The sequence below is a fragment of the Enterobacter cloacae complex sp. SYL001 genome (assembly GCF_049237025.1).
GTDB classification, from domain to species: domain Bacteria; phylum Pseudomonadota; class Gammaproteobacteria; order Enterobacterales; family Enterobacteriaceae; genus Enterobacter; species Enterobacter intestinihominis.
In genome coordinates this window covers 167,977-178,995 of the sequence record NZ_JBMKJI010000008.1, presented here as the reverse complement: position 1 = coordinate 178,995, position 11,019 = coordinate 167,977, and the positions used below count along the sequence as shown (strand labels likewise).

At 56.8% G+C, this 11,019-nt stretch carries 11 protein-coding genes; 5 read left to right on the top strand and 6 right to left on the bottom strand.

All coding sequences use genetic code 11. From position 1 onward, the window contains the following. Nucleotides 1–176: 176 nt before the first annotated feature. Entirely contained in the window at nucleotides 177–1,409 is a 1,233-nt protein-coding gene (locus ACOTZP_RS10825) for an MFS transporter (RefSeq protein ID WP_022647557.1), read from the bottom strand. A 167-nt stretch (nucleotides 1,410–1,576) separates the two neighbouring features. On the opposite strand from ACOTZP_RS10825, the gene ACOTZP_RS10820 reads away from it, so the two are divergent. The 3 genes from ACOTZP_RS10820 to deoR all read left to right on the top strand — a co-directional run bounded on the left by ACOTZP_RS10820 (nucleotide 1,577) and on the right by deoR (nucleotide 3,747). Then, nucleotides 1,577–2,305 carry a phosphatase PAP2 family protein gene (locus ACOTZP_RS10820; protein ID WP_023299675.1) on the top strand — a complete coding sequence of 243 codons (729 nt, stop codon included), beginning with the start codon at nucleotides 1,577–1,579 and terminating at the stop codon, nucleotides 2,303–2,305. A gap of 7 nt (nucleotides 2,306–2,312) precedes the next feature. Beyond that, on the top strand, nucleotides 2,313–2,921 hold the full coding sequence (ybjG, locus tag ACOTZP_RS10815; RefSeq protein ID WP_271074944.1) for an undecaprenyl-diphosphate phosphatase: 609 nt from the start codon (nucleotides 2,313–2,315) through the stop codon (nucleotides 2,919–2,921). Nucleotides 2,922–2,988: 67 nt separating this feature from the next. Next, nucleotides 2,989–3,747, top strand: coding sequence for a DNA-binding transcriptional repressor DeoR (deoR, locus tag ACOTZP_RS10810; RefSeq protein WP_022647554.1), 759 nt, complete (start codon nucleotides 2,989–2,991; stop codon nucleotides 3,745–3,747). A gap of 86 nt (nucleotides 3,748–3,833) precedes the next feature. Here deoR and dacC read toward each other — a convergent pair whose 3' ends face one another. Continuing rightward, the gene (gene dacC / locus ACOTZP_RS10805) at nucleotides 3,834–5,039 is read right to left on the bottom strand and encodes a serine-type D-Ala-D-Ala carboxypeptidase (protein ID WP_023299674.1); all 1,206 of its coding nucleotides are present in this window, start codon (nucleotides 5,037–5,039) and stop codon (nucleotides 3,834–3,836) included. A 243-nt stretch (nucleotides 5,040–5,282) separates the two neighbouring features. Here dacC and ACOTZP_RS10800 point away from each other — a divergent pair, with 243 nt between their 5' ends. Continuing rightward, on the top strand, nucleotides 5,283–5,909 hold the full coding sequence (locus tag ACOTZP_RS10800) for a glutathione S-transferase family protein (protein WP_063138193.1): 627 nt from the start codon (nucleotides 5,283–5,285) through the stop codon (nucleotides 5,907–5,909). Here ACOTZP_RS10800 and ACOTZP_RS10795 read toward each other — a convergent pair whose 3' ends face one another. Continuing rightward, the gene (locus ACOTZP_RS10795) at nucleotides 5,910–7,028 is read right to left on the bottom strand and encodes a PQQ-dependent sugar dehydrogenase (RefSeq protein WP_271074943.1); all 1,119 of its coding nucleotides are present in this window, start codon (nucleotides 7,026–7,028) and stop codon (nucleotides 5,910–5,912) included. It abuts the gene before it with no gap. Between the two features lie 106 nt (nucleotides 7,029–7,134). Then, the gene (gene bssR, locus ACOTZP_RS10790; RefSeq protein ID WP_038415734.1) at nucleotides 7,135–7,518 is read right to left on the bottom strand and encodes a biofilm formation regulator BssR; all 384 of its coding nucleotides are present in this window, start codon (nucleotides 7,516–7,518) and stop codon (nucleotides 7,135–7,137) included. 217 nt (nucleotides 7,519–7,735) lie between these two features. On the opposite strand from bssR, the gene rimO reads away from it, so the two are divergent. Beyond that, nucleotides 7,736–9,061, top strand: a complete 1,326-nt coding sequence (gene rimO / locus ACOTZP_RS10785; protein ID WP_252054940.1) for a 30S ribosomal protein S12 methylthiotransferase RimO — start codon at nucleotides 7,736–7,738, stop codon at nucleotides 9,059–9,061. Nucleotides 9,062–9,180: 119 nt separating this feature from the next. Here rimO and gsiD read toward each other — a convergent pair whose 3' ends face one another. Both gsiD and gsiC read right to left on the bottom strand, forming a co-directional pair. Beyond that, nucleotides 9,181–10,092: a glutathione ABC transporter permease GsiD gene (gene gsiD / locus ACOTZP_RS10780; protein ID WP_032624585.1), complete on the bottom strand. Its 912-nt coding sequence runs from the start codon at nucleotides 10,090–10,092 to the stop codon at nucleotides 9,181–9,183. Between the two features lies 1 nt (nucleotide 10,093). Further along, nucleotides 10,094–11,014 carry a glutathione ABC transporter permease GsiC gene (gsiC, locus tag ACOTZP_RS10775; RefSeq protein ID WP_006809475.1) on the bottom strand — a complete coding sequence of 307 codons (921 nt, stop codon included), beginning with the start codon at nucleotides 11,012–11,014 and terminating at the stop codon, nucleotides 10,094–10,096. Nucleotides 11,015–11,019 lie beyond the last annotated feature (5 nt).

Sequence of the window (11,019 nt, the reverse complement as noted above, 5' to 3'; positions counted from 1 at the left end):
GGCACGTTCACCGGTCATGTCGTTACAGAGTAGCAAGGAACATAAAGTGAACGGAATGACCACCACCGCCGTATGTTCCCCTCACCCTAACCCTCTCCCCGGAGGGGTGAGGGGATTGCTCAGTGCTCGCATTAATTTGTGGGGAACCCTCAGCCCACAGGGAGAGGGAATAAGGATTACGGTTGCAGTGCGCTTCCGACGCGTTTGTCCTTCAGGAACACCACCATCAGCCCTACCCACAGCACACCGTTTGCGAGGTTGAACAGGCTGAACAGCCCGTTACCGCCGAAAGCATAGGCATGTTTGCTCACCTCAATACCGACGGTGAAAATCAGCATTTGCAGCATCCCCATCGCGGCAGACACCGTGCCTTTACTCATTTCACTGGCGAACAGCGTCAGGCGCACCAGGCCAGCATTCGCCACGCCGATACCAAACGCGTAAACACTCAGCCCCGCCGTCATCCACAGGTACGCATGAGACGAGGCTACGGTCGCCACCGCCGCGATAATCAGCCCTGCCGCTATGGGCCAGCCGCCCAAAATAATCAGCGAACGCACGGTACGGCGTGACGTCAGACGCGCCAGCACCAGGTTACCGATAATCAGCGCGCCAAAAATCGGCACCTGTAACAGGCCATACTCATAGCTGCTAAGCTGTTCGCCGCTGATGATAATGACCGGCGACTGGGCAATCCACGCCAGCAGTGGCAGGCTGACAAACCCCGTCGCCAGCGCGCCCGCGACAAAACGACCGTTTTTCAGCACTGCCTTATAATCCCGCCCCAGCTCTTTAAGCGAGAGCTTTTCGCCCAGGCGGGTGGCGGTTTCCGGCATCGCACGGTGCAGGCCAAAGAAAGAGATAGCCGCAAGCGCGGCAAAGAGGACGAACATCCCCTCCCACGGCGCGACGTGAACCCATGCGGCTCCCACCAGCGGCCCAAGAAGCGGTGCAATCAGCGCCACGTTTGCCATCAGCGCGGTAATTTTGATACACACCGCCTCCTCAAACGACTCCTGAATAGCGGCATAGCCCACGGCGCCAATAAAGCACAGGCTCACGCCCTGAAGGAAACGCAGCAGCGTGAACTGCTCAATACTCTGCGCCAGCAGCGTGGCGAGACAGGTGACGATAAACCACACTACGCCCGTCAGCATCACCGGACGGCGGCCAATACGATCCGACAGCGGCCCTAACAGCCACTGTAAAAACATGCCGCCCGCCAGATAGGCGGTCATGGATGTCGGCACCCACTCAATACCTGCGTTGTACTGCTCAACCACAGCCAGCATGCCGGGCTGGATCATGTCGTTGCCGATGTAGGTAGAGAATTCGTAAAGCACCAGACACAGAGGAAAAAGTAACGCCTGACGACCCAGACGATTACCGGAAGAAGAACGGTTTATCATGCAATCTCTTTAGTATGAAAAAATCGCGATGAGTGTAATGAATTGCCGCTGTCTGAGATAGCAAATTAACGTGAAAAAACAGAAATAACGCACTTATCGTTGTTGTTTAAGGTTTCCTTAAGTTGCCCTCCCTATGATAGTGCTATTTCACGTTATTGACCGAAACTATGACACACGCCGTCAGCCCTTCAGAATTATCTAAGTTACCGACAAATAAGACAAAACGTCTTTACCGTTTGCCTGCCCGCTTTTATGGTTATCAACTTTTCGTGCTTATTGCCCTTGCGGTGCTTTTTACCTGGCTTTCGCGCGATGAATCGCTTGACCGATGGATAACCGGTTTCTGGTATGACGCAGCGGCGCATCATTTTCCGCTACAGCAAAACCCGCTGCTGGATCTGCTGAACCATCGGTTGGCGAAATATGTGACCATTGTTATCGCTGCCGCATCGCTGATTTACGGCGCTTACAAACGCAATGCCCGACTGGTAACGGCCGCGCTTCTGATGGGGCTGGGTGCGCTGGTAGTAGGGGTGCTGAAAAGCATAAGCCACCACAGCTGTCCGTGGGATCTGGTGGAATATGGCGGCAGGTCCGTTTCGTATCCCCTGTTCAGCGCCGTTCCGGCAGACAGCGGACCGGGACGCTGCTTTCCCGGCGGCCACGCCTCCAGCGGGTTTATGGTGATGGGGCTGTTTTTTGCCTTCTGGCGTGAACGTCCGCGCCTGGCATGGTCCTTTGTCGCGTCAGGCGTTGTTATGGGGCTGGTGATGGGCTTCGGGCAGGTCATGCGCGGCGCGCATTTTTTCTCTCACAACCTGTGGGCCGGGTGGTGGGTCTGGTTTTCCCAGGTGCTGGTTTACGGGCTGGTTTCCGCCCGGTTTGCTAAAGAGTAACGAGATTATGTTAGAAAATCTGAACTACGAACTGTTTTACCTGCTCAACGCCACGCCATTGTCACCGGAATGGATGATCGATCTCGCCACCTTCATTGCGAAAGATCTGATTAGCATTGTACCGGCGCTGGCGGTGATCCTCTGGTTATGGGGACCTCGTACACAGGTCACCGCCCAGCGCCATCTGGTGATCAAAATGGCGATGGCAATTGGCGTGAGCGTGCTGGCAAGCTACGTGCTGGGTCACGCCTTCCCGCACGATCGTCCGTTTGTCGATCGCGTCGGCTACAACTTCCTGCACCATGCGCCGGATGACTCGTTCCCGAGCGATCACGGCACGGTGATCTTCACCTTTGCGCTGGCCTTCCTGTTCTGGCATCGCCTGTGGTCCGGCGTAGTGCTGATGGGCGTGGCAGTCGCCATCGCCTGGTCCCGCGTCTACCTGGGGGTGCACTGGCCGCTGGATATGGTCGGCGGTTTCCTGGTGGGGCTGATGGGCTGCGTCAGCGCAGCCATCCTGTGGAGCCTCTTTGGCCCGGCGCTTTATCGTGGATTATCACAGGCCTATCGCGTTCTGTTTGCCCTTCCGATCCGCAAAGGCTGGATACGTGACTAACCCCGGTCCGTCAGGTTACACTTGAGCCCCCGCCCTGCGGGGGCTCACTTTTTTAGCCCGAGGATCTATGGAAACACGTCGCGATGACCGCATTGCTCAGCTGCTTCAGGCGCTGAAGCGCAGCGATAAGCTGCATCTTAAGGAAGCCGCTTCCCTGCTTGGCGTGTCTGAAATGACCATTCGTCGCGATCTGAACAGCGACAGCGCCCCCGTTGTGCTGCTTGGCGGGTATATTGTTCTGGAGCCGCGTAGCGCCAGCCATTATCTGTTAAGCGATCAAAAAACACGCCTGGTGGAAGAGAAGCGCAAAGCCGCGCGGCTCGCCGCCTCGCTGGTGCAGCCGCATCAAACGCTGTTTTTTGACTGCGGTACGACAACCCCGTGGATCATCGAGGCCATCGACAGCACCGTTCCCTTTACCGCCGTCTGTTATTCGCTAAATACCTTCCTGGCTTTGCAGGAGAAACCAGCATGCCGGGTGATTTTGTGTGGCGGCGAGTTTCATGCCAGCAACGCCATCTTCAAGCCGCTGAATATTCAGGACACGCTGAGCAATGTATGCCCTGATATCGCCTTTTACTCTGCGGCGGGCGTGAATGTGAAACAGGGGGCAACCTGTTTTAATCTTGAAGAGTTACCGGTGAAACAGTGGGCGCTCAACGCCGCGCAGCAGCATGTGCTGGTGGTTGATCACAGTAAATTTGGCAAGGTCCGTCCGGCAAGGATGGGAGAACTGTCGCGCTTTGACGCCATCGTCAGTGATTGCCGCCCGGATGACGAGCTGGTGGCATACGCGAAAGCGCAGCAGGTGAAGTTGATGTATTGAGGTTATGCCGGGTGGCGCTGCGCTTACCCGGCCTACGTTCGAGCCGTTGTAGGCCGGGTAAGGCGAAGCCGCCACCCGGCAAAAACTTAGCTGAACCAGCTGCCAAACCAGCCGTGGAATTTCATTAACACAAAGTCCCACATCCGGCTGAAGAAGCCGCCCTCTTCCACCGCTTCCATTACCACCAGCGGACGCTGCTCAATAGATTTGCCGTTAAGCTGGAAATCTATCGTCCCGACCACCTGACCTTTTTTCAGCGGTGCGGTGAGCTGTGGCTCGGTCAGGGTATAGCTGGCTTTCAGGTTTTTCAGCTGACCGCGTGGAATGGTGACGGAACCCGCTTCACCCGCTCCCAGGTTCACTTCACTTTTATCACCAAACCAGACGCGCTGACTCACGAAGGTAGCGTCCGGCTTAATCGGCGTGACGGTTTCAAAGAAGCGGAAACCCCAGGTCAGCAGTTTTTCGGATTCGTTAAAACGAATACGGTCGGTTTTCGTTCCCAGCACCACTGAGATCAGGCGCATATCGCCCTGCGTCGCAGAAGCCACCAGGTTGTATCCGGCCCCGGCAGTTGTACCGGTTTTCATGCCGTCCACGTTAACGTTACTACTCCACAGTAGACGGTTACGGTTAGGCTGGCGGATATTGTTGAAGGTGAACTCTTTCTCTTTATGGATAGCGTACTCATCCGGCACGTCATGGATCAGCGCTTTGCCCAGCAGCGCCATATCGCGCGCGGTACTGAACTGACCCGGCGCATCCAGGCCGTGAACAGTTTTAAAAGTGGTATTGGTCAGACCCAGTTTTTTCGCGTAGCCATTCATCAGCCCAATAAATGAGTCCTGACTGCCCGCGACGTAATCGGCCAGCGCAATACAGGCATCATTTCCCGACTGAATAATAACCCCTTTATTCAGATCGGACACGGAGACCTGGTCGCCAGGCTTCAGGAACATCACGGACGAGCCGCGCAGCGCCGGGTTACCGGTCGCCCAGGCATCTTTCCCGACGGTGACCATGTCATTCAGCTTGATCTTGCCCGCTTTCAACGCCTGGCCGACCACATAGCTGGTCATAATTTTCGTCAGGCTCGCCGGGTCGAGTTTTTCGTCGGCGTTACCTTCCGCCAGCACTTTCCCGCTGGCGTAATCCATCAGGATCCAGGCGCGCGCATCAACAGGCGGCGCTTCGGGCGCTGTCTGTTCCGCCGCATGGAGCGTTGGGGCAAAAAGGAAAAGCAGCGCCGAGCCTGCCGCCAGGCTGCGCAGAGAGGAAGTTTTTTGCGTCATAAATGCCACCCGAGTGTCCATTCTAAAAATCACGTCACAATCACCGTGTCGCAAGAAGCGATGAGTAATAGCGCACTACAGCCTTCAAAGAAACCTGTTCCAGGTAAAGTTTTTAAAGTTTATGCAATAACATTCAGATACGCTTTGATTGCGGTGTTTTTTTTAGCATCTGTTGCGTAATTGTTAGGTTTATCTCACCATGGCGAAAAGCTGACTCGGATTCACATCTCATCGGGAGTAAATATGATTACGCTGTGGGGCAGGAACAATTCGACCAACGTGAAAAAAGTGCTCTGGACGCTGGAAGAGCTGGATTTACCGTTTAAGCAGGTTATGGCGGGCCTGGAGTTTGGCGTGAATAAAGACGCGGACTACCTGGCGATGAACCCAAACGGACTGGTGCCGCTACTGCGCGATGACGAGACAGACGCCACGCTGTGGGAGTCTAACACCATCGTGCGATACCTCGCCGCGCAGTACGGCCAGGGTCGGCTGTGGGTAGAAAATCCAGCCCAGCGCGCGCAGGGCGAAAAATGGATGGACTGGGCAAACCAGACGCTTTCCCCAACGCACCGCGTGATCCTGATGGGGCTTATCCGTACGCCGGAAGCCGATCGTGATTATCCCGCCATTCATGCCGCCCAGGACGCGTGCGAGTCGCTGTTTGCGATGATGGACGACGAACTGGCGAAGCATACCTGGTTCTCCGGCGACACGTTCGGCGTGGGCGATATCGCCGTCGCCCCTTTCGTCTGGAACCTCACTAACATGGGTCTCAGCTGGACCCCGCGCCCTCACCTTGAGCGCTGGATCCAGCAGCTCAGCGAGCGCCCGGCGTATCGCAACGTGGTGATGATCCCGGTGACCTGATTACGACCCGGACGGGCTGACTTTCCAAAGCTGCCCGTCCGTCTCGTCGGTCAGCACGTACAGATAACCATCCGGCCCGACGCGCACATCGCGAATTCGCTGATCTTTATCCCCAAGAATGCGCCCGTCCTCCGTCACGGTATTGCCCTTCACGCTCAGCACGATGACGTCTTTCTCCTTCAGCGCGCCGATAAACAGCTTGTTTTTCCACTGCGGGAAGACGTCGCTGTTGTAGAACGCCATGCCGCTGACGGCGGGCGACACTTTCCAGACAAACAGCGGTTTTTCAGTGCCCTCAACGTGCTCGCCTTTCGCTTCCGGGATTTTCAGGCCGCTGTAGTTGATCCCGTGCGTCGCCATCGGCCAGCCGTAGTTTTTGCCTTTTTCAGGAATGTTGATCTCATCCCCGCCGCGAGGGCCGTGTTCATTAAGCCACAGCGCGTCGCTCCACGGGTTCATCGCCATCCCCTGCGGGTTGCGAATGCCGTAAGACCAGATTTCAGGCCGTGCACCGGCGGTGTTCACAAACGGGTTATCCGGCGGCACTTTCCCGTCCTCCGTCAGGCGCACCACCTTACCCTGAAGCTTATCCAGATCCTGCGCCGTCGGGCGCTGGTTGTTTTCACCTAAGCCAATAAAGAGATGGCCTTTGCCGTCGAACACCAGCCGTCCGCCAAAGTGGTTGCCAGTAGAGAGCTTCGGCATCTGTCGGAACACCACCTGGAAGCCCTCAATGCGCGAGAGGTCATCGCTCAACCGCCCGTAGCCCACCGCGGTACCCGCTTTTCCATCATCACCCGCCTCGGCGAAGCTGAGCCAGATCCGCCGTGATTGTTCAAAATCCGGGGCCAGCACCACGTCCAGCAATCCGCCCTGGCCGCTCGCCCAGACCTTCGGCACGCCGATAATCGGATCGGAGAGCCCTTTCCCTGCCTGCCAGTGCTTAAGCTGCCCGTCTTTTAGCGTGATCAGCAGTCCCTTATTATCAGGCAGAAACGCCAGCGACCAGGGGTGATCCAGTTTTGTCTGTAGCACGTCGATCTTAACCGTCTCGGGCGCCGCAAGCAGCGAAAGCGGGAATAACAGTACAGGGAGGAAAAGCAGCGAGGATCGAGGCATAACGCACTCCTTTATCGGCATATGGCTTAAAGATTAGCCACTGTTCCCGGGTGCGTTAACACTTTTACAAAAGCTTAATCAAAAGGGGGAGTTGCCTCCCCCGGGTTCAGTGTCGGGCAAGCGTTTCCGGCTTGTTCAGACACATGATGCAAAGCGCGAGCGTGGTCAGGCAGTTTTCAAGCTTCTCCGCGTTAACGGCAATAAAATTCGGGCAGTCGTGACGTCCGTTCATCAAACAGACCCCTGCGATGGAAAGCACCTCGGCGGCGCGGCGCAGCGCCACTAATTCGTTTTCAGCGCAGTGCGCTTTCAGGATGGGTGCTTTTTCACGCATGAAATTGCAAAGTTCAAAGAAATTTTCACGCAGATTTTCGCTTTCGCTGACTGACATATACCCTTTCGCCTTGCGGAGTTGCAGATATGCAGCCAGGTCGATTCGGGCGTTGATCAGCTTGTTAAGCAGATCGCGTTTCAGTCTGTCAACGGACATGCTATTTCCTCCTCTGTCAGCCATGTTACCCTATTAATAATAAGGTCATTTTTTGTACAATGTGATGCCTGAGATCAATAAACGATAACTGATTAACATTCTTTACAATGTTACAACGATTGCCCGCCTCAACTGCGCCATCAAGAGTGTATAAATCCCCCGCGATACGCTGTAAAATCCCGCCCTGATAACTCCATAATTGATGAATTTTTAACCTATGAGCAATGTTACGCACCCGCCGAAAATCGGCTTTGTCTCCCTGGGCTGCCCGAAGAACCTGGTGGATTCCGAACGCATCCTGACTGAACTTCGCACTGAAGGCTATGACGTGGTGCCAAGCTACGACAACGCCGACATGGTGATCGTCAACACCTGTGGGTTCATCGACAGCGCGGTCCAGGAGTCACTGGAAGCCATTGGTGAAGCCCTGACGGAAAATGGCAAAGTGATTGTCACCGGCTGCCTGGGCGCGAAGGTGGATCAGATCCGCGAAGTGCACCCGAAGGTACTGGAGATCACCGGCCCGCACAGCTACGAGCAGGTGCTGGAACATGTTCATCACTACGTACCAAAGCCAAAGCACAACCCGTTCCTGAGCCTGGTGCCGGAGCAGGGCGTGAAGCTGACGCCGCGCCACTATGCTTACCTGAAAATTTCCGAAGGCTGCAACCATCGCTGCACCTTCTGCATCATCCCGTCGATGCGTGGCGATCTGGTGAGCCGTCCGATTGGCGAGGTGCTGGCAGAAGCCAAACGCCTTGCCGACGCGGGCGTGAAGGAGTTACTGGTCATCTCCCAGGACACCTCCGCCTACGGCGTGGACGTCAAACACCGCTCCGGTTTCCACAACGGCGAGCCGGTAAAAACCAGCATGGTCGGCCTGTGCGAGCAGCTTGCTAAGCTCGGGGTCTGGACGCGTCTGCACTACGTCTACCCTTACCCGCACGTTGACGACGTGATTCCGCTGATGGCGGAAGGCAAAATCCTGCCGTATCTGGATATCCCGTTACAGCACGCCAGCCCGCGCATTCTGAAGCTGATGAAGCGTCCTGGATCCGTTGACCGCCAGCTGGCGCGCATCAAGCAGTGGCGCGAGATCTGCCCGGATCTGACCCTGCGCTCCACCTTCATCGTTGGCTTCCCGGGTGAAACCGAAGAAGATTTCCAGATGCTGCTCGACTTCCTGAAAGAAGCGCGTCTGGATCGCGTGGGCTGCTTCAAGTACAGCCCGGTTGAAGGCGCAACGGCCAACGAGCTGGCGGACCAGGTACCGGAAGAAGTCAAAGAGGAACGCTGGAACCGCTTTATGCAGCTGCAACAGCAGATCTCTGCTGAACGCTTGCAGGAGAAAGTGGGCCGCGAAATTCTGGTCATTATCGACGAAGTGGACGAAGAAGGCGCGATTGGCCGCAGCATGGCGGATGCGCCTGAAATCGACGGCGCGGTGTACCTGAACGGAGAAACCAACGTTAAGCCGGGCGATATTATTCGCGTGAAGGTTGAAAACGCCGACGAGTATGATTTGTGGGGCAGCCGGGTTTAATCTTTAACCCCTCACCCCGGCCCTCTCCCCAAAGGGGCGAGGGGGAACAGACCGCACCGAGCAGTCCCCTCTCCCCTCAGGGGAGAGGGTTAGGGTGAGGGGTAAGTTCCTGCAAAAACCTACCCCTTAATCCGCGGATCCAGCGCGTCGCGCAGCCCATCCCCCAGCAGGTTAAACGCCAGCACGGTCAGGAAAATCGCCAGGCTCGGGAAGATCGCCACGTGCGGGGCGATCACCATATCCGCCCGCGCCTCGTTCAGCATCGCGCCCCACTCCGGCGTCGGCGGCTGTGCGCCTAACCCCAGAAACGACAGGCTGGCCGCCGAGATAATCGACACGCCTATGCGCATGGTGAAATAGACCACGATAGACGAGACCGTTCCCGGCAGAATATGGCTGAACAGGATAGTGGCATCGCCGGCTCCCATGCTGCGGGCCGACTCGATAAAGGTCTGCTGCTTCAGCACCAGCGTGTTGCCACGTACCAGGCGCGCGAAAGCGGGAATCGTGAATACCGCCACGGCGATGATGACGTTCGCCATGCCGCTGCCCATCACCGCCACCACGGCAATCGCCAGCAGAATACCGGGAAAGGCAAACAGCACGTCGCAGATACGCATGATGATGCGGTCCCACCAGCCTTCATAGTACCCGGCCACCAGCCCAAGCACGGTGCCAATCGCTGCGCCCATCAGCACCGCAAAGACCCCGGCCGCCAGCGAGATCTGCGCCCCTACCAGCACGCGGCTGAAAATATCGCGCCCGAGCGAGTCCACGCCAAACCAGTGCATCATCGACGGTCCATCGTTCAGCCGGTCGTAATCGAAGTAATTTTCCGCATCAAACGGGGCTATCCAGGGGGCGATAATCGCCACCAGGATCAGCAGTAACACAAACAACCCGGCGACCATAGCGACGGGCTGACGACGGAATCGACGCCAGAACTCAACCCACGGGGTGCGAATATGGTCCGGCCTGATCCCCGGCATAGCGTTTAAAATGGCCTGGCGACGCCAGTTCAGTAATCGCATCTTACTTATACCTGATGGCCGGGTTAATGGCGGCGTACAGCACGTCCACCACGAGATTGATAAGAATAAATTCCAGCGAGAAAAGCAGGACTTCCGCCTGAATCACCGGGTAGTCACGCATATCGACCGAGTCGACCAGCAGGCGCCCCAGCCCCGGCCAGTTAAAGACCTTCTCAACCACGATAGAGCCGCCCAGCAGGAAGCCGAACTGTAGCCCCATCATCGTGACCACCGGGATCATCGCATTACGAAAACCATGCTTCAGAATGACCCATTTCTCACTCACCCCTTTTGCCCGCGCGGTGCGAATGTAATCTTCGCTCAGCACGTCGACAAACGAAGCGCGGGTGAAACGGGCCATCACTGCCGCAACGGCTGCGCCAAGCGTCATAGAGGGCAGAATGTAGTGCTTCCAGGTGTCGGCCCCGACGGTGGGCAACCAGCCCAGCTCGACGGAGAAAATCTGCATCAGCAGCATACCCAGCGCAAACGCCGGGAAAGAGATACCGGTGACCGCCAGCGCCATACCGAGCTTATCCGGCCAGCGGTTGCGCCAGACGGCGGCAACGATTCCCGCGCCCAGGCCAAACACAACCGCCCAGCTCATACTGGCAATCGTTAACCAGAAGGTGGGCATAAAGCGGCTGGCAATCTCCTCCGACACCGGACGACGCGACACCATCGAGATGCCGAAATCGCCCTGAAGGACATTGCCAATGTAGCGCAGAAATTGCCGATACAGCGGCTGATCAAGACCGAGCTGTTTACGCACCAGTTCGATAACCGTGGCATCCGCTTCCGGTCCGGCAATCAAACGCGCCGGATCGCCGGGCAGCATGTGGACAAACAAAAACACCAGCACGGCCACAATCAGCAGCGTCGGGATAAGCCCCAGCAGGCGTTTACACACATAATTCAGCATGAGTA